At 68.2% G+C, this 18,484-nt stretch carries 11 protein-coding genes and 1 pseudogene; 5 read left to right on the top strand and 7 right to left on the bottom strand.

The annotated features are described in order from the left end of the window. Nucleotides 1-129 precede the first annotated feature (129 nt). Complete coding sequence (locus M3B11_RS03400; protein WP_259875373.1) at nucleotides 130-516, top strand: hypothetical protein; 387 nt, start codon at nucleotides 130-132, stop codon at nucleotides 514-516. A gap of 9 nt (nucleotides 517-525) precedes the next feature. On the opposite strand, the gene M3B11_RS03395 is transcribed toward M3B11_RS03400, so the two are convergent. From M3B11_RS03395 to M3B11_RS03365, 7 genes are all read right to left on the bottom strand, one after another. Continuing rightward, nucleotides 526-1,542, bottom strand: coding sequence for a LacI family DNA-binding transcriptional regulator (locus M3B11_RS03395; RefSeq protein ID WP_217006109.1), 1,017 nt, complete (start codon nucleotides 1,540-1,542; stop codon nucleotides 526-528). 82 nt (nucleotides 1,543-1,624) lie between these two features. Continuing rightward, the gene (gene panF, locus M3B11_RS03390; protein ID WP_259875372.1) at nucleotides 1,625-3,130 is read right to left on the bottom strand and encodes a sodium/pantothenate symporter; all 1,506 of its coding nucleotides are present in this window, start codon (nucleotides 3,128-3,130) and stop codon (nucleotides 1,625-1,627) included. Beyond that, nucleotides 3,127-3,465 carry a YhdT family protein gene (locus tag M3B11_RS03385; RefSeq protein ID WP_259875371.1) on the bottom strand — a complete coding sequence of 113 codons (339 nt, stop codon included), beginning with the start codon at nucleotides 3,463-3,465 and terminating at the stop codon, nucleotides 3,127-3,129. The genes panF and M3B11_RS03385 overlap by 4 nt, the downstream gene beginning before the upstream one ends. 17 nt (nucleotides 3,466-3,482) lie before the next feature. Continuing rightward, nucleotides 3,483-4,550, bottom strand: coding sequence for an alanine racemase (locus M3B11_RS03380; protein WP_259875370.1), 1,068 nt, complete (start codon nucleotides 4,548-4,550; stop codon nucleotides 3,483-3,485). Next, nucleotides 4,547-6,127 (bottom strand): amidohydrolase family protein, encoded by a 1,581-nt coding sequence (locus M3B11_RS03375; RefSeq protein ID WP_259875369.1) that lies wholly within the window; start codon nucleotides 6,125-6,127, stop codon nucleotides 4,547-4,549. Before M3B11_RS03375 ends, M3B11_RS03380 begins: the two co-directional genes overlap by 4 nt. After that, a complete protein-coding gene (locus M3B11_RS03370; RefSeq protein WP_259875368.1) occupies nucleotides 6,124-7,134 on the bottom strand; it encodes a nitrilase-related carbon-nitrogen hydrolase in 1,011 nt (336 codons plus the stop codon). The genes M3B11_RS03375 and M3B11_RS03370 overlap by 4 nt, the downstream gene beginning before the upstream one ends. A gap of 228 nt (nucleotides 7,135-7,362) precedes the next feature. Then, nucleotides 7,363-8,925 (bottom strand): sodium:alanine symporter family protein, encoded by a 1,563-nt coding sequence (locus M3B11_RS03365; protein WP_259875367.1) that lies wholly within the window; start codon nucleotides 8,923-8,925, stop codon nucleotides 7,363-7,365. Nucleotides 8,926-9,193: 268 nt separating this feature from the next. On the opposite strand from M3B11_RS03365, the pseudogene M3B11_RS03360 reads away from it, so the two are divergent. The 4 genes and pseudogenes from M3B11_RS03360 to M3B11_RS03345 all read left to right on the top strand — a co-directional run. Beyond that, nucleotides 9,194-9,973, top strand: a pseudogene (locus M3B11_RS03360) (ABC transporter ATP-binding protein); the annotation flags it as partial. A 544-nt stretch (nucleotides 9,974-10,517) separates the two neighbouring features. After that, the gene (locus M3B11_RS03355) at nucleotides 10,518-12,098 is read left to right on the top strand and encodes an HNH endonuclease signature motif containing protein (protein ID WP_259875366.1); all 1,581 of its coding nucleotides are present in this window, start codon (nucleotides 10,518-10,520) and stop codon (nucleotides 12,096-12,098) included. A 364-nt stretch (nucleotides 12,099-12,462) separates the two neighbouring features. Next, on the top strand, nucleotides 12,463-17,070 hold the full coding sequence (gene gltB, locus M3B11_RS03350; protein WP_259875365.1) for a glutamate synthase large subunit: 4,608 nt from the start codon (nucleotides 12,463-12,465) through the stop codon (nucleotides 17,068-17,070). Next, entirely contained in the window at nucleotides 17,063-18,484 is a 1,422-nt protein-coding gene (locus M3B11_RS03345; RefSeq protein ID WP_170273621.1) for a glutamate synthase subunit beta, read from the top strand. Before gltB ends, M3B11_RS03345 begins: the two co-directional genes overlap by 8 nt.

Below are 18,484 nucleotides of genomic sequence, written 5' to 3'. Positions count from 1 at the left end.
GACCGGGGGACCCACGGAGGGCCCACCGGTCACGAGGAGGAATCGATCAGAGCAGTGCGCGCCAAGTTCCGCGGGTGTCGTAGACGATGGTGCTCTGCAGTCGGCGCTGGTCATGTTTATGAAGTCCGTGTGATTGGCCCGTATATGAACTTCCAGGGGCTGCGGCTGACCGAAATCGGTGTAGGCGGGACCTTCCACGATGTCGCTGTCTCCGGCAGCGACGCCTACGCCTACGCCGTGCGCACCGAGGGCTCCTACATCGTCACCATCGTCAACAACGCCGACGCCGCCCAGTACGGCAGCCGCGAGGTGACCGTGACCGTCCCCGAGGGGTTCACCGCCGAGCGCGCCGCGCAGATCCATGCGTCTTCGAACGCCGCGCAGAGCGAGACCGGGTACCGGGAGCTGGCCGAGTTCGCAGACTCCGGCAGCGGTGTGAAGACCGCCGAGGACGGACGCCTGGTCATCGACATCGCTCCGAGCACCGCGACGACGATCGAGTTCGTGCACGGGTGAGGGACGTGGTCAGGTGGCCGGCGCCTCGGGCATGGTGGAGGCGCGCGGGACCAGAACGGGCGAGGGAGGCTTCGCCGTCTCAGGGCGGCCTTCCAGCCGGGCGATGGCATTGCGGGCGATGGTGACGCCCAGGTCGCGGCACTTCCAGTTGACCGACGTCATGGGGACCGGCAGCTGCGCGGACATCTCGACATCATTGTAGCCGACCACGCCCACATCTGTGCCGATCCGCAGGCCCCGTTCGGCGGCTGCGACGTAGACGCCGAGTGCCAGCGGGTCGTGCAGGGCGAAGATCGCTGACGGGCGGTCGGTGTCGAAGAGACGCCCGGCTTCGCGCCGGCCGCTCTCGATCGTCAGATCCGAGTCGATGATGCGGTCGGCGCCGACCCGCCCGCCGAGACGGACGTACTCGTCGACGAACCCGGTCGCACGGTCCCGGAAGGTGCTCATGTCCTTGGGCCCGCAGATGACCGCCGCATCCCGGTACCCGCTGTCGATGAGGTGGCCGGCGACGAGCCGGCCACCGGCGGCATCGTCAACGCGGAAGCTGTGATCCTCGCGCCCGCGCCGGATGATCGGCCAGCACGGAACACCGCCGACCGGGTCGAGGTCCTCGGCATCCAGCCGCGAATCGGAATACAGGATCGCATCCACCCCCCACTGCGAGAGCCGCCGGATACGGGCCTGCCGGGTGCCCTCATCGTCGAAGGTGTTGGCGACGAAGGTGGCATAGCCGAGCTCCGAAGCCGTCGCATCGATGCCCTCGTACACTGTGCCGACGACCCACTCCGAGGTGCGGGGGACGAGCACTCCGAGGGCATGCGACCTGCCGGTGCGCAGAGAAGCGCCGATCCGATTCGACACGTAGCCGAGCTCGCTGGCTGCTCGCTCGACACGCTCGACCGTCGCATCGGACACCGTCCTGCGCACCGCGGGGTCAGGGCTGAGAGCACGCGACACGGTGGAGTAGTGCACACCCAGGTGCTCGGCGATCGTCACCAGGGTGGGGCGGGAGGAGCTGGTCATGCTGCCATGATCTCACCGAGGGCCGGCGCCGCACATGCGCTGCTCTGCGCCGCGCACGCGTCCACCGTGCCGCCTGCCGCGCTCAGCCGCGGACAGCCGGCTGGGTCTCCGCGCGCATCGCTTCGATCGCCTTCTGGGTGCCCCAGAACTTGACAATGACCCGATGCGAGGGCCGTGGGCCGATGAACGCTGCGAGCACATAGAGCACCAGTGAGAACACCGTCGCCATGAGCACTGGCATCATCCCCAGGCTCAGCGCCGGGATGAAGTTAGCTGCCAGCAGGTAGTACAGCATGCCGCCGAGCAGCGAGAGGATCGCTCCCAGGGCGTTGCCGCGCTTCCAGTACAGGCCGAGGATGAGCGGCACGAACAGGCCCGCCTCGAGACCCCCGATGGCGAAGTTGATGATGTGCTGCAGGAAGTCCGGCGGATTCAGCGCCAGGACGAGAACGACGACGCCGATCGCCAGACTGGTCCAGGTGCCGGCCTTCGACTGGGCGGCATCCGACATGTCCGGCTTGATGAAGCCGCGGTAGAGGTCGCGAACGAGGGCCGCGGAGACCACCAGGATCATCGAGTCGACCGTCGACATGACCGCAGCCAGCGGAGCAGCGAGGACCGCACCGGCCAGCGGGCCTGGCAGGTGGTCGATGATGAGCGTCGGCAGGACCATATCGGCCAGCTCTGCCTCCGGGTACAGCACCCGGCCGATGAGACCCATCGCACCGAATCCGAGCGTGAACACCGCCATGATCGCCGGCCCCACCCACAGTGCCTTGTGCAGCGCCGCGGAGTTGCGGTACGACATCGCCCGCACGGACACGTGCGGCAGCGCCGCCAGCAGCAGGCCGAACATCACCGCATAGGAGATCATCATCGGCAGATCGAAGCCGCTGTCACCGGGCAGCACGTAGAGCTGGCCGTCGAGGGCCTTGGTGCCTGCTTCGACTTCGGATACGCCGCCGACGGCGGTGAGGACGACGATCCACAGCGCCACACCGCCGAACAGCATGATGACGCCCTGTGCGGCATCGGTGAAGGCGGCAGCGAGGAATCCGCCGAACGCCGTGTACAGCGCTACGACTCCGGCGAAGATGATGACGAGCACGAAGTAGTTGATCCCGGTGATCGATTCGAGCACCCGGGCGCCGCCGACGAACTGGGCGACCATATAGGCGACGAGGAAGATCACCATGCAGATCGAGGTGAGGAACGTGACGCCGCGGCTCTCGTAGCGCTCCTTGAAGAAGTCAGTGAAGGTGATGAGATTGAGCTTGCGGGCCACGATCGCATACTTCTTGCCGACCAGACCCAGCGCCAGGACCGCTGAGGGGACCTGCATCATCGCACCCCAGACCCAGCCGTAGCCCTGCGCATAGGCCAGGCCGGCGGTGCCGATGAAGGTACCGGCGCTGGCAGCAGATGCCAGCACGGTGAAGATGAGGACCCACGGGCCGAGCGTACGGCCGCCCAGATAGTAGCTGGAGGTCTTGTTGTCATGCTTGCGGCTGCGCCGGATCGCCACATAGGCCAGCGGGATCATGGTGGCGAACATCAGCATGATCGGAAGAGCGACATCCCACCTCATCGCTTCACCTCCCTAGCACCCGGAGAGCCTGGCTGCGGCTCTGGCTCAAGATCCATATCCGTGAAGCCGAGCTTGACGATCAGATACGGCACCGGGATCGCCATGACGGCGACGAATGCGAGCGCTGACCAGAAGAACCAGTCGGGGAAACCCATGATGAAGCCGATCTGAGAAGGATCCCGGTGGCCGAGCAGCCATGCGATGATGACGGCTCCGACTGTGAAGACCGCCCAGTACCCGAAGCAGAGCAGCGCTTCGCGCCCTGCGATCCGGTACCGGGGATCCTCCTCGAACTCCGTCGTCCGTGCAGACGCGTGTTCAGTTTGACTGGACATCGTCGTTTTCCTTTCTGTCACCTGTTCCGGCCCCGGGCATCGACTGGCCACGGGGAATGGGCGTGCGTCCCGAGGACGGGAACGAGCTCGCTTACGAGATTGACGGCAGTGCACACATGATTGGGCACCACCCGGACGGTGCTGCCGACCTCGACCGGGGCATCGGAGGCGACCACCGCATGGTGTTCGCTCAGCTGGATGATCCGCGCCTCCGGCAGGTCGAGCAGCCGCCCATAACCGCTGGCATAGGGCGCCCGATCCGCGCCGAGCACCTTGCTGCCGGCATCAAGGACGAAATGCCCGGGCCGGGTGCTCACCACCCGGGCATAGGCGGTCAGCGAGATGGCATTGGGATCGGCGGTGCCGAGCTCCCACTGCTGGGCGTCGTTGAAGACGTAGACGCCCGGGCGCGCCTCGGTGATGACGCCGGCTGCCGTCGAGCGGTGCGAGGGCGTCGACCCGCCGCTGAGTTCGAGCTCGTCCTGACCGGTGGCGGTGCGGATCGAGGCCGCAGCGGCAGTGAGTGCAGCGGACTCGTCCGCGGCTGCGCTCGCTGTGGTGCCCGGGCCGTAGCTGTGGCCGGGGAACGTGAACACTCCGCGGACCCGCAGGCCGAGCCGGCCGGCGGCAGCGGCGAGTGCCCCGGCATCCTCTGGGGCGCAGCCGGTGCGGTGATGGCCGGAGTCGATCTCGATCATGAGCTCGACTGCTGGGTCGAGTGCTGCGGCCAGATGCGCGATCCCCTCAGCCGAATCCGCGCCGACAGCCAACCGGACACGGGAGGCCAGGGCGTTGAGGACTGCGAACTGCTCAGCATCCGGCCACAGCGGATAGGCGATGAACAGGTCATCGCAGACCTGCGCGAACACCTCGGCCTCGCCGATCGTGGCAACCGTCAGCCCGCTGGCGCCGGCGGCCAGCTGCCGGCCGGCGATCTCCAGCGATTTGTGCGTCTTGACGTGCGGGCGGATGCGCACCCCGGATTGGGTGAGGAAACGGTGGGTGGCCGCGATGTTCCGGTCGAGGACAGCGGTGTCGACGACGAGCGCCGGCGTGGCGACCCCGGGCACGGGCCGGCCGCTCATGCCGCCGTCAGCCGGCGGCCGTGCCGCTGACCCTGCCACAGGCCGCCCTCGACGACGAGGCGGCCTTCCTGGAACACACGGTCGATGCCGCGCGGCCGGTTGGTCGGCTCCGCGTAGGTGGCCGTGTCGATGATCGCCGCCGGGTCGAAGGTGACGAGATCGGCTGCCGCCCCGCGCCGGATGACGCCGCGGTCGGTGAGTCCGAAGATCTGCGCCGGCAGCTGCGTCATCCGCCGCACCGCATCCTCCAGGGGCATGATCCCTTCATCACGGGCATAGTGGCCGAGCACCCGTGGGAAGGTCCCGAAGGTCCGCGGATGCGGCCTGCCGCCGGTGCCCGGTGGCAGACCGTCGGAGCCGATCGCCGTGAGCGGATGCCGCAGCGCGGTGCGGACATCGTCCTCATGCATGAAGTGCACGACCATCGTGGCCTTGAGCTGCTCCTCGCGCAGCACCCGCACGAGCGCTTCGAACGGCTTGACGCCCAGCCTGTGAGCCAGCTCAGTGAGCGAGGCGCCCTCATAGCGGTGCGAACGCGTGCTGGAGATGACGATCTTGTCCCAGCCGCCGATCACCATGTTCTCGTAGGAGCGGTCGTTCTCCATGTCGTGCAGAGCCCGTTCGAGCGCCTCGGCTGACTCCAGGCGGCTGAGCACCGCCGGCTCCCCGCCGTCGTGGAACCACGGCGGCAGCGTCGCCGTCAGCATCGTGCTGCCAGCGCTGTACGGGTATGCGTCCTGGTAGACGTCCTGCCCGTTCTCCCGCGCCTGGTCGAGCGCAGCCATGTAATCATCCATCCGACCCCACTGCTGCGGATCGGCGATCTTGACGTGGGAGACGTGCAGGCGGCAGCGCTCGCCCACGGCGGCCAATGATTCCGCGATGCTCTCGAAGACCCGGCTCGACTCATTGCGCATATGCGTGGCGTAGACGCGCTCGGCGCCCAGCAGCGCGGTCAGGGCGCGGAGCTCTGACGGATCGGAGAACAGCCCTGGCGGGTAGATGAGACCACTGGAGAGCCCGAAGGCCCCGGCTTCCAGGGCTTTCTCCAGCTCCCGCACCATCGCAGCGACCTCATCCGGCTCCGCGGTGCGGCCGTCGGCTCCCATCGCCGCGATCCGCAGCACGTTGTGCCCCACGAGCGGGGCGTGGTGGGTGATGAGCCGGCGGTCCTCGAGTGCTGCGAAGAGCTCATCGACGCGGCTCCAGGAGACGTCCATCGGCGGGAAGATCCGGGCCAGCAGCGTGTGCACGGCCTCCTCGTTGAACGGGTCGACCGGGGCGAGGCTGAAGCCGCAGTTGCCGGTTACCTCCGTCGTCACGCCCTGCTCGATCTTGGAGACATCGTCCTCGGCAAGGAGCGGGGCGTTGTCCGCGTGCGAATGGGTGTCGATGAAGCCCGGGGCGATGACGAGCCCGGAGCAGTCGACAGTCTCGATATCGGCAGCCAGAGACGCCGCCGGCTCGACGACATCGGTGATGACACCGTCAGCGATGAGGACGGTGCCCGGTCGGGCCGGGGCGCCGGTGCCGTCGATGATGGTGCCGCCGGTCAGTGCGGTGATCCTGCTGGTCACGCGATCACCTCAGACTGCTGGTCGGCAGCGCCGGCGCGGTCGGTCTGTTCGCCGGCAGCGCCAGCGCGGTCGGTCTGTTCGGCGATGAGCCGGTAGTGCTCGGGCTTGCGGTGCTTGCCGAAGTTGAACAGCTCTCGGCGGTAGGGCTCAGCGGTTGCAGAGTCGTATTCGGCGACGACGAGCTCATCGCCCTCACCGACCGCCAGGGCGACGACATCGCCGGTGGGGGAGACGACACAGGACCCGCCGATGAGCCGGTGGCCGTCCTCAACACCGGACTTGCCGGCCGCCAGCACCCAGACGGCGTTCTGGTAGGCGCCGGCGCGCACCGACAGCAGATGCTCGTCCATCGCCCGGTGCGCCTCGGGATCCATACCCGGGACCGAGGTGAACGGGGTGTTGTAGCCGATTGCGACGAGGTCGGCGCCGTTGAGCGCGAGGATTCGGTAGGTCTCCGCCCAACGCCGGTCATTGCAGATCGCCAGGCCCACCCGAACACCGGCGATGGTGAACACCGGGAAGCCCTGATCGCCGATCTCGAAATAGCGCTTCTCCAGGTGCTGCTGGGCGATGCCGCGGTCATCGGCATGCCCGGGCAGGTGGACCTTGCGGTAGGTGCCGGCGATCGTGCCATCGGTGTCGACGGCGATCGCCGTGTTGAAGTGCTGCCCTTCCGGAGTCAGCTCCGCATAGCCGAGCACAAAGGCGATCCCGAGCTCAGCGGCCCGGTCGAACAGCGGCTGCACCTGCGGATTGGGCATCGACCGCTCAAAATGGGTGTCGACGGCGCTGAGGTCATCGACCCAGTAGCGCGGGAAGAACGTCGTGAGAGTCAGCTCCGGGAACACCACGAGTGTGCAGCCGCGCGCAGCGGCAGTCTCCACCAGCGCAATGAGGCGCGCGACCACCTGCTCACGCGATTCCTCCGGCTGGATTCCGCCCACCTGAGCGACTCCGACGACAACCTTGCTCACAATTCCGCCCTCCCGCAGTGCCTCGATACACATGTGCAAACGTTTGCATAATTTTCGCGAGGGCGGCCGTCTGTGTCAAGGGTCTGATTCAGATTGTGAGAACGCATGGTCAGGCAATCGCTGCCGGCGGTGAGCCGACATCACGCATGCAACGGCCCCGGCGGATGGGAGATGCCTCCGCCGGGGCCGCGTGAAGGGGTGGGACGCCGGTCAGGTGAGCTTCGGCTGCTCAGACGGCCTGCGAGTCAGGTCATCGGCCGCTCAGGGGCGCGGGAGGTCGAGGAGATCGCCGGTGCGCCGGTCGATCTTCTGGCCGGTGGCCTCCTCGTGGGCCTCGATGTGCAGGCCCGACTCCCAGTGCTCGGCACCCGGGATCGGGCACGTCTCCGGAATGTAGACCGGGTCCTTGCCGGCCTTGCGCTGGGCCTCGAAGTCCTTGAGGATCTTGAACGCCGGACCCTGGACGAGCAGGATGCCGATGATGTTGAGCCATGCCATGAGGCCCACACCGATGTCGCCGAGCGTCCAGGCATCACCGGCACCGCCGACAGCGCCGATGACGACGGCCACGAGGATCGCCAGCTGCAGCAGGCGCATGAGCACGTTGCGCAGCTTGTCGTTGCGCGAGTTGCGCAGCAGGTAGGAGAGGTTCGTCTCAGCCATGTAGTAGTAGGCCACGATCGTGGTGAAGGCGAAGAACGCCAGCGAGATCGCGATGAAGCTCGCGCCCAGGCCCGGCACGATCGTGTCGAAGCTGTTCTGCACGTAGCCCGGGCCGGCCTCGACGCCCTCGGGCAGGCGTCCGCCCTCGCCGACGAGCGGGCCGCCGTCCTCACCCTCGTAGACGCGGTACATGCCGGTCGAGAGGATCATGAACGCAGTCGCCGAGCACACCAGCAGCGTGTCGATGTAGACCGCACCAGCCTGCACCAGGCCCTGCTTGGCCGGGTGGGAGACCTCCGAGGCGGCTGCGGCGTGCGGGCCGGTGCCCTGGCCGGCCTCATTGGAGTAGATGCCGCGCTTGACGCCCCAGGCCACAGCCTCGCCGATGACGGCACCGAAGGCGGCGTTGACGCCGAAGGCCGAGGAGAAGATGAGCGAGATGACCTCAGGGATGGCCCCGGCATTGATGATGACGACGACGAGCGCACCGATGATGTAGATGACAGCCATGAACGGCACGACGATCGAAGCGAAGTTCGCGATGCGCTTGATGCCGCCGATGATGATGAACCCGAGCACGATGACGATGCCCACAGCCGGGATCCACGGCTCCAGGCCCCACGCATTGGCCATTGCCGAGGAGATGCCGTTGGCCTGCACACCCGGCAGCAGCGAGCTCATCGCAAAGATCGCAACACAGGCGAAGACTGCGCCGTAGAGCTCGAACAGGCCTTTGGCCTTCGTGTGCGCGTACGCCTTCGCCAGGTAGTAGGCCGGGCCGCCGCGGTACTCGCCGGTGTCGCGGTCGCGCTCCTTGTAGATCTGGCCGAGCGTCGATTCGACGAACGAGGTGGACGCGCCGAGCAGGGCGACCACCCACATCCAGAACACCGCACCCGGCCCGCCGAGCGCGATCGCGGTGGCGACGCCGGCGATGTTGCCGGTGCCCACACGGCCGGACAGCGAGACCGCCAGGGACTGGAAGGACGAGACTCCTGAGGCGGAGCCCTTTCCGGTGAACATGTAGACGAAGATGTCGCCGATCCGGCGGATCTGGATCGCCTTTGTGCGGATCGTGAAGAACACGCCGACGCCCAGGCACAGGTACACGAGCACCGGTGACCAGACGAGGTCGTTGAGCAGACTGATGATGTCTGACATGAAAGGACTCCTTAGGAAATCAGCCCAGCCACCGCCTCGGGTAAGGCAGCGGGATCCTCCGATCCCGGATGTGAGAGGGAGGGGGAGCAGCACGTGCACGATCTCTGTGCGCGGCATCACACGGACTGATTCAGCCACACTCCGCGGTGTGTGTCAATTCACTGTGAATCGCCGGCGACCCCTAGCGGCATGACAAACGTCCTGGTATGCATCCGGTGCGCAGACGAATGTCCGCAGGTGCGGGGGAGCCCCGTGCCCACGGTCACACTTCGGCAAGCCCGACTTCACCGCCGTCGACGGGGTCAGCTTCGAGATCCGGCCCGGTGAGGTGTTCGGCATGGTCGGCGAGTCCGGCTCCGGCAAGACGACCATCGGGCGCGCGATCGCCGGACTGACGAAGGCCACCGGCGGCTCGCTCACCGTGTTCGGCCACGAGATGGTCGGGTTCAAGGAGCGGAAGTTCAAGCCGCTGCGCAAGCGCATCGGATTCGTCTTCCAGGACCCGGCGGCGTCCTTCAACCCGCACCTGAGCATCGGCGAGTGCGTCGCCGAGCCGATCGCCGTGCACCAGCCGGACATGTCCGCTCACGACCGCCGTCAGCGCACCCGCGAGCTGCTCGAAGCCGTCCAGCTGCCCGAGGCCTACGCCCAGCGCTACCCGCACGAGCTCTCCGGCGGTCAGCGCCAGCGCGCCTCGCTCGCCCGCGGCATCGCGCTCAACCCCGAGCTGCTCATCGCCGACGAGCCCACCAGCGCCCTCGACGTGTCCGTCCAGGCGCGCGTGCTCGAGCTCTTCGCCGAGCTGCAGGAGCGGTTCCACTACGCCGCGCTGTTCATCAGTCACGACCTCGCCGTCGTCGACATGCTCTCCGACCGCATCGGCGTGCTCTTCCACGGCCGCCTGCTCGAAGAGGGCACCGGCGCGCAGGTGCTCGGCAGCCCGCAGCACGACTACACCCGCAAGCTCATCGCCTCGCTGCCCGTGCCCGACCCCGTCGAGCAGGCCAAGCGCCGCGAACTCGCCCGCGAGATCCGCGCCCGCGTGTAGGGGAGGGTGCGCGTCGAGCGCGGGTGCGTGCGGCCGGCTGGGGCGAGGCTGGCTGGCGTTGAGGCTGGCTGGGGCAGGGCTGGCCGGCCGTCGTAAGGCCCGCCGTGGATAGCTCAGGGAGGGCGCGGATAACCGCACCCTCCCGCTGGTTGTGCGCGCTTCCGTGCGCCTCCTTCGCTTCCGCGTATGGCCCCGTTGCAGTCGCCCATCGCGTGGCCCGGGTCCCCGTCGCCGAGGTCGTGGTTGCCGCTGCCGAGGTCGTGGTCCCCGCTGCCGAGGTCGTAGTCTCCATTCCTCAAGTCGTGGTTTCCGTTGCCGGGATCTCTGCCTCGGGAGGCAGCGGCTGCCACGGCGGAGGGGAGTCTGCCGTGTCCGGGAGCGGTGGTTCCGCTCCCTCGAACAGCGCCCCTCCGCCGATATTCGACTGTGCGTTCGAATATGTGAGTTGCCTGAGAGTAATCGAATCTGATGTGAAATGGATTCGTACTGATGTATAATTGAACGTACAGAGCGCGCAGTTGATGTGCGAGATGAGGTGACGAAGATGTCCGTAACGCAGCAGCCGATGGCCCGAGAGGGTGACGATGCCCTGCTCGGTGTCGCGGACTTCAGTGACTGCCTCTACCGCCTCACCTCCGTTGCGCGCGCCGTCGACTCCCAGCGTATGACGGAGCTCGGACATCTCTTCGACGCCTTCCTCGCCCGCACCTCGGCTGATGCGCGCGAAGACTTCGCCGAGCAGATCGCCGCAATTCGCTGGCTTGCCGCCGATCCGCGCGCGCTCGGGCTCGCCGACCGTGACGTCACAGACCTCCGCAACGAGGCTGAACGGCGGCACCAGGCCTGTGTTTGGCTTCTCGAACGACTCTCGGCCACCTCGCTTATGCACCTGGCTGACGCTCTCGACACCACCGTCCGGCAGGCCCGCCTGCGCATCCATACGGCAGCGTGCGGTCTGATCGGACTGCCGGCCTTCACCGCCCAAGCGCGCGTTGGGCTTGTCGGCTTCGACCGTTACCTCTACGCCGCGGAACGGTCCCGGTCCCTCGAATCGCAGCAGCTGGCAGAATTCGATGCCGGGCTCATCCGCATCCGCGTCTCCGACATGACCGCATTCAAGCGCGCGGTCAGCCAGCTCATCGCCGCCATCACCACCCGGGAGCAGCGCACTCGTGAGATCCGGGACCGGCGCACCGTCGAAACCTACTTCGAGGCACACGGGCAGGGTACGCTCATCGCCCGCGGCCCCGCCCACGACATCGCGCTCCTCGGCGCCCGACTGGCCGGCATGGCCCGCAGTGCCATCCGGAGTCTGACCTCGGCCTTCGGCATACCAGAAGGCCGGGCCATCAGCGACGACCGCACCCTGAATGAGCTGATGTTCGACTTCCTTGTCGGGTCGCGTCCCGCCGGCACCATCGGCACCGTCAGTGCCGAAGACCTCGATGCCGCCACCGTGGAAGCGGCAAACCCTGCACGCGTCGACATGGAGGCTACGGTCGAGCGCATCAGTGAACTCTTCGACAACGTGGGTATCGAATGCCCCGTCGACGGCGAATGGCTCAAACGCCAGGCCCGGGTCACCATCACGGTGCCCGCACTCACCCTCCTCGATGAGCGTGAGGGCACCAGCGTTCCCGGCACGGTCGACGGCAGCCCGATCGCTCCCGATCTCGCCCGACACCTCGTCGGCTCCGGTCACTCCACCGTCTACCGACTGCTGACAGACCCGGCAAGCGGCACCGTCCTCGACCACGCGGCCGAAAGCTACACGATTCCCGAACGCATGCGCATCGCGCTCGTCGAGAAATGGCAGTTCTGCACACTTCCCGGCTGTGACCGCTCTGCGGTCAAAGCCGAACTCGACCACATCGAGCCGTTCAAGCACGAAGACCCCGGCGGGGGAGGGCCGACAGCGATGACGAACCTCCACCCGCTTTGCCGGGAACACCATCAGATGAAAACCGAAGGCAGACTCCGCGTCTCACGCAATCCTGACACCGGAATGCTGACCTGGACCCTGCCCGGAGGCACCACCCTGCCGTCACATCCGCCATCAGCGCCGATCGGGCAGCGCCACGCCCAGCAGCTGCTCGCCGTCTCTACCGCACAGCCCGCTCCGTGACTCCGATCCGATCAATGCCCCCGAACCTCTGCCTGCCGCACGGCAGTGTCAGATCGCTCTTTGATAACTGAATAGCGTACGGCCCGCCGCATAAGCGCCATCTGCCGTCCCCCTGGTCGCCCGCACCGATGACCAGAATGTGAAACGGATCACGGGACAGATCCGACCTGCCGCTAGTCTGAACCCCCGCTTAGGAGGCGCCAGCGCAGACGTCTCGCACAGAGAGTCACACCGTGCATCCTCCGAGCTGCTGGTGGCGTCCCATGTCGAGGCAGTCGCGTCAGCACGCCCTCCTGGTGTTCACGACAGCAACGCCCGAGGACAGGAGGCTCGCATGCAGCACGGCTCACAGACGCCACGCCCTATGACTGCACACACGCAATACAGTGCGGTCCCGCCTGCCCAAGGCCTCTACGATCCCGCCGCGGAACACGACGCCTGCGGTCTGGCGATGCTCGTGCGCTACCGCGGCGCAGCCGATCACACCATCGTCGAACAGGCGCTCGACGCGCTCCGGAACATGGAACACCGCGGAGCCGTCGGCGGCGACTCCGGCTCCGGTGACGGCGCCGGCATCACTGTGCAGATCCCCGACGCCTTCCTCCGCTGCGTCATCGACATACCGCTGCCGCCGGCCGGCAGCTACGTGACCGGCACCGCATTCCTCGACCCGCAGGACCCGGAAGCCGGCCGCCGCACCGTCGCCGAGGTGGCAGCTGAGGAGGGCATGACCGTGCTCGGTTGGCGCGTGCTCCCGGTCGACGCCGAGGCCGCAGGCGCGTCCGCCCGCGAGGTCATGCCGCGTTTCGAACAGGTGATCCTCGCCCTAAGCCCCGAACTGCCGACTGCGCTCGAGTCCACCGGCAGCTTCGACGAGACCGAGATCGAACGCCGCGCCTTCGCCGTGCGCAAGCGCTGCGAACACGCCGGCATCTACTTCCCATCGCTCTCATCACGCACCCTCACCTACAAGGGCATGCTCACCACCGCCCAGCTCGCGCCGTTCTACCCCGACCTGCAGGACGAGCGCTTCACCTCCCGCATCGCACTCGTGCACTCGCGGTTCTCGACGAACACCTTCCCGTCATGGTCCCTGGCTCAGCCGTTCCGCATGATCGCCCACAACGGCGAGATCAACACCGTGCGTGGCAACCGCAACTGGATGCGCGCCCGCGAATCCCGGCTGGCCTCCGACCGGCTCGCCTCACCGTGGTCCGACGGCTCCACCCGCGACGTCTCCCGCCTCTGCCCGATCGTCACCGACGCCTCCAGCGACTCCGCCTCCTTCGACGAAGTCCTCGAACTCCTCGTCATGGCCGGCCGGTCCCTGCCCCACGCGGTCATGATGATGATCCCCGAAGCCTGGCAGAACGACCCCCACATGAGCCCGCAGCGGCGTGCCTTCTACGAGTACCACTCCCACATCATGGAGCCGTGGGACGGCCCGGCCTGCGTCGCCTTCACCGACGGCCGCTGCGCCGGAGCCGTGCTCGACCGCAACGGCCTGCGCCCTGCCCGCTACACCGTCACCGACGACCTCGTTGTCCTCGCCAGCGAAACCGGCGTCATCGACATCGACCCCTCCACCGTCATCGAACGCGGCCGGCTCGCCCCCGGGCGCATGTTCCTCGTCGACACCGTCGCCGAACGCATCGTCTCCGACACCGAGATCAAAGCCGAACTCGCCGCCGGCCACCCCTACGCCGACTGGCTCGCCGCCCACACCGTCCGGCTCGAAGACCTCCCCGACCGCGAGCACATCATCCACCCGCAGGCCTCCGTCGCCCGCCGGCAGCGCACCTTCGGCTACACCGAAGAGGAGCTGCGCGTCCTCATCGGCCCGATGGCCGAAACCGCCAGCGAACCGATCGGCGCGATGGGCACCGACACCCCGATCGCCGCCTACGCCGAACGCCCGCGGCTGCTGTTCGACTACTTCAGCCAGAACTTCGCGCAGGTGACGAACCCGCCCCTCGACGCCATCCGCGAACACCTCGTCACGAGCCTGTCGATGGGAGCCGGGGGAGAAGGCAACCTCCTCGACGACGGCCCCGCCAACGCCCACCAGGTGCTGCTGCCCCACCCCGTCATCAACAACGACGAACTCGCCAAGCTCCTGCGCCTGCCCGACACCCGCGGCGGCGACGGCCACCCCGCCACCGTCGTGCTCAGCGGCCTCTACACCCCCGGCGGCCGCGGCACCCACCTCGCCAAGCGGCTCGAGCAGCTGTGCACCGAAGCCAGCGCAGCCGTCGCCGCCGGTGCCCGGTTCCTCATCCTCTCCGACCGCGACTCCACCGCCGAACTCGCCCCGATCCCATCCCTGCTCATGATCTCGGCCGTCCACCACCACCTCATCCGCGAACGACAGCGCACCTCCGTGAGCCTCATCGCCGAAGCCGGCGACGTCCGCGAAGTCCACCACGTCGCCGTGCTCATGGGATTCGGCGCCTCCGCCGTCAACCCGTACCTGGCGATGGAGACCGCCGAGGCGATGGTCCGCTCCGGCCGCATCACCGGCGTCGACGAACCGACCGCGGTGCGCAACATCCTCCGCGCCCTCGGCCGGGGCCTGCTGAAGATCATGTCGAAGATGGGCATCTCCACCATCCAGTCCTACTGCGGCGCCCAGACCTTCGAAGCCGCCGGACTCAGACGATCCTTCGTCGACAAGTACTTCTCCGGCACCACCGCCCGGCTCGAAGGCATCGGCATCGACGGCATCGCTGCCGAAGTCGAAGCCCGCCACCAGGCCGCCTACCCCGCTGACCACCCACCCCAGGCACACCGGCCGCTGCCGACCGGCGGCGAATACCAGTTCCGGCGCGAAGGCCCACCCCACCTGTTCGACCCGGAGACGATCTTCACCCTCCAGCACGCCACCCGCACCGGCGACGAAACCCACTTCCGCCGCTACACGCACCGCGTCGACGAACAGGCCACCGGCCTGCAGACCCTGCGCGGACTCTTCGACCTGAAACCCGGCCCCGACGGGCCCATCCCCCTTTGCGACGTCGAACCGGCCAGCGCGATCATCCGCCGCTTCGCCACCGGCGCGATGAGCTACGGCTCCATCTCTCAGGAAGCCCACGAAACCCTCGCCATCGCGATGAACCGCCTCGGCGGCAGATCCAACACCGGCGAAGGCGGCGAGGACACCGACCGCCTCCTCGACCCGCTGCGCCGTTCCGCCGTCAAACAGGTCGCCAGCGGCCGCTTCGGCGTCACCAGCCTCTACCTCACCTGCGCTGACGACATCCAGATCAAAATGGCCCAAGGCGCCAAACCCGGCGAAGGCGGCCAGCTGCCCCCGGGCAAGGTCTATCCGTGGATCGCCGCCACCCGCCACTCCACCCCGGGCGTCGGCCTCATCTCCCCGCCGCCGCACCACGACATCTACTCCATCGAAGACCTCGCCCAGCTCATCCACGACCTCAAACTCGCCAACCCGCAGGCACGCATCCACGTCAAACTCGTCTCCTCCAGCGGTGTCGGCACCGTCGCCGCCGGAGTCGCCAAAGCAGGCGCTGACGTCATCCTCATCTCTGGCCACGACGGCGGCACCGGCGCCAGCCCGCTCAACTCCCTCAAACATGCCGGCACCCCATGGGAGCTCGGCCTGGCCGAAACCCAGCAGACCCTCGCCCTCAACGGGCTGCGCGGCCGCGTCGCCGTCCAAGTCGACGGGCAGCTCAAAACCGGCCGCGACGTCATCATCGCCGCCCTGCTCGGAGCCGAGGAGTTCGGCTTCGCCACCGCCCCGCTCGTCGTCACCGGCTGCATCATGATGCGCGTCTGCCACAAGGACACCTGCCCGGTCGGCATCGCCACCCAGAACCCGGAGCTGCGCTCCCGCTACACCGGCCAGGTCGAACACGTCGTGCGGTTCTTCCAGTTCCTCGCCGCAGAAGTCCGCGAGCACCTCGCCGCCCTCGGCTTCCGCAGCCTCGACGAGGCCATCGGACGCGTCGACCGGCTCGACACCCGCACCGCCGAACAGCAGTGGAAGGCCGCCGGCCTCAACGTCAGCGACATCCTCACCGCCGCCGTTCCCGGCAGCGAACGGCACTGCACCCGCACCGGCCCGCAGGTGCCCACAGCCCGCATCGACACCCAGCTCATCACCGGCGCCGAGGCGGCCCTGACCTCCCGGCAGCCGGTCACCCTGCATGCCCGCATCACCAACGTCGACCGCTCCGTCGGAACACTCCTCGGCCACACCGTCACCCGCACCTTCCTCACCGACACACTGCCCGACCACACCATCGATGTCAGCCTCACCGGCACCGCCGGACAGTCCCTCGGCGCTTTCCTGCCCGCAGGCATCACCCTGCGGATGCACGGTGAGGCCAACGACTACGTCGGCAAAGGACTCTCCGGCGGCATCATCTCCCTGCAGCCGGCAGCCAGCACTGCCGGCCGGCCGGAGGACAACGTCATCGCCGGAAACGTCATCGGCTACGGTGCCACCAGCGGCCGGCTCCACATCAGCGGCCAGGTCGGCGAACGGTTCCTCGTCCGCAACTCCGGGGCCACCGCCGTCGTCGAAGGCATCGGCGACCACGGCCTGGAGTACATGACCGGCGGGACCGCCCTCATCCTCGGGCCCGTCGGCCGGAACTTCGCCGCCGGCATGTGCGGCGGCACCGCCTACCTGCTCGACTTCACCGCAGACAAGCTCAACACCGCCGAACGCAGCGCCGACTCCCTCAGCATCGGCCGGCTCAGCCGCGACGACGCCGCCACCGTCACCGCATTGCTCAGAGACCACGTCCACCTGACCGGCTCACCGCTGGCCGCCGAACTGCTCGCCCGCATGGCCCGCGGCCACGACACCCTCGCCCGTTTCACCACCGTCACCCCACGGCAGTACCGCACGGTCGAGACCATCCGGCACAACTGCCGCAGCCACGGCCTCGACCCCGACGGCGACACCGCCTGGCAGCAGATCCTGGAGGCACAGCATGGCTGACCCGCACGGTTTCCTCACCACCCGCACCCGCGAACTGCCCGCCCGCCGGCCGGTGCCCATCCGGCTGATGGACTACCGGGAGATCGCCGAAGCCCACGACCCCGCCCAGCTGCACCGCCAGGCCGGCCGGTGCATGGACTGCGCCGTGCCGTTCTGCCACCACGGCTGCCCGCTGGGCAACCTCATCCCCGAATGGAACGACGCCACCTGGCGCGACGAACCCGCCCGCGCCCTCGAACTGCTCCACGCGACGAACAACTTCCCCGAATTCACCGGCCGCGCCTGCCCCGCCCCCTGCGAAGACTCCTGCGTGCTCGCCATCAGCCAGCCGGCCGTGACGATCAAGCAGATCGAAGTCTCCACCATCGACCGCGGCTTCGAGATGGGCCTGGTGACACCGCACATCCCCGACCGGATGACCGGAAAGACCGTCGGCATCGTCGGCTCCGGGCCCGCCGGACTCGCCGCCGCCCAGCAGCTCACCCGCGCCGGGCACACCGTCGTCGTCTACGAACGCGAGGACCGGATCGGCGGACTGCTGCGCTACGGCATCCCCGACTTCAAACTCGAAAAGCACACCATCGACCGCAGGCTCGCGCAGCTGCGCGCCGAGGGCACCCGCTTCCGCACCGGCATCGAGATCGGGGTCGACATCAGCTACGAGCAGCTGCGCGAGCGCTTCGACGCCGTCATCATCGCCACCGGCGCCCCCGTGCCCCGCGATCTGCCCATCCCCGGCCGTGAGCTGGCCGGCATCCACCACGCAATGGACTACCTCGTGCCCGTCAACCGGCAGCAGGCCGGAGACGACACCGAGATCATCGACGCCGCCGGCAGACACGTCGTCATCATCGGCGGCGGCGACACCGGCTCAGACTGCATCGGCACCGCCCTGCGCCAGCAGGCCGCCTCCGTCACCACCCTCGCCATCGGCGCCGAACCGCCTGCCGAACGGCCAGCCGACCAGCCGTGGCCGATGACCCCGCGGACCCTGGAGATCTCCACCAGCCACGAAGAGGGCGGCACCCGCCGCTTCCTCGCCTCGACGATCTCCTTCCTCGACCGCGGCGACGGCCACATCGGCGCCGTCCGCCTCGCCCGCACCCGCATCCAGTCCGACGGCAGCCGGGTGCCCGAACCCGGCACCGAGGAGACCCTCGACGCCGACCTCGTGCTCCTGGCACTGGGCTTCAGCGGACCCGAACAGCCGTTCCCGCGCGGCGAGGACTACGCCAGCACCGACACCGCAGGCGTGTTCATCTGCGGCGACGCCGGACGCGGACAGTCCCTCATCGTGTGGGCGATCGCCGAAGGCCGCGCCTGCGCCGCCGCCGTCGACCGCCACCTGCTCGGCAGCACCGACCTGCCCGCACCCGTGCGGCCGGCCGACCGCGGCTTCCACGTGAGACCATGA

The sequence above is a fragment of the Brevibacterium sp. p3-SID960 genome (genome assembly GCF_025144725.1).
In the GTDB taxonomy this organism is placed as follows: domain Bacteria; phylum Actinomycetota; class Actinomycetes; order Actinomycetales; family Brevibacteriaceae; genus Brevibacterium.
This window is presented reverse-complemented; position numbering and strand designations above follow the sequence as displayed.

Coding starts and splice junctions, on each gene's coding strand:
- M3B11_RS03355 (WP_259875366.1), top strand. CDS start 10,518: ATGTCCGTAACGCAGCAGCCGATGGCCCGAGAGGGTGACGATGCCCTG.
- M3B11_RS03395 (WP_217006109.1), bottom strand. CDS start 1,542: ATGACCAGCTCCTCCCGCCCCACCCTGGTGACGATCGCCGAGCACCTG.
- M3B11_RS03385 (WP_259875371.1), bottom strand. CDS start 3,465: ATGTCCAGTCAAACTGAACACGCGTCTGCACGGACGACGGAGTTCGAG.
- gltB (WP_259875365.1), top strand. CDS start 12,463: ATGACTGCACACACGCAATACAGTGCGGTCCCGCCTGCCCAAGGCCTC.
- M3B11_RS03370 (WP_259875368.1), bottom strand. CDS start 7,134: ATGTGTATCGAGGCACTGCGGGAGGGCGGAATTGTGAGCAAGGTTGTC.
- M3B11_RS03380 (WP_259875370.1), bottom strand. CDS start 4,550: ATGAGCGGCCGGCCCGTGCCCGGGGTCGCCACGCCGGCGCTCGTCGTC.
- panF (WP_259875372.1), bottom strand. CDS start 3,130: ATGAGGTGGGATGTCGCTCTTCCGATCATGCTGATGTTCGCCACCATG.
- M3B11_RS03345 (WP_170273621.1), top strand. CDS start 17,063: ATGGCTGACCCGCACGGTTTCCTCACCACCCGCACCCGCGAACTGCCC.
- M3B11_RS03365 (WP_259875367.1), bottom strand. CDS start 8,925: ATGTCAGACATCATCAGTCTGCTCAACGACCTCGTCTGGTCACCGGTG.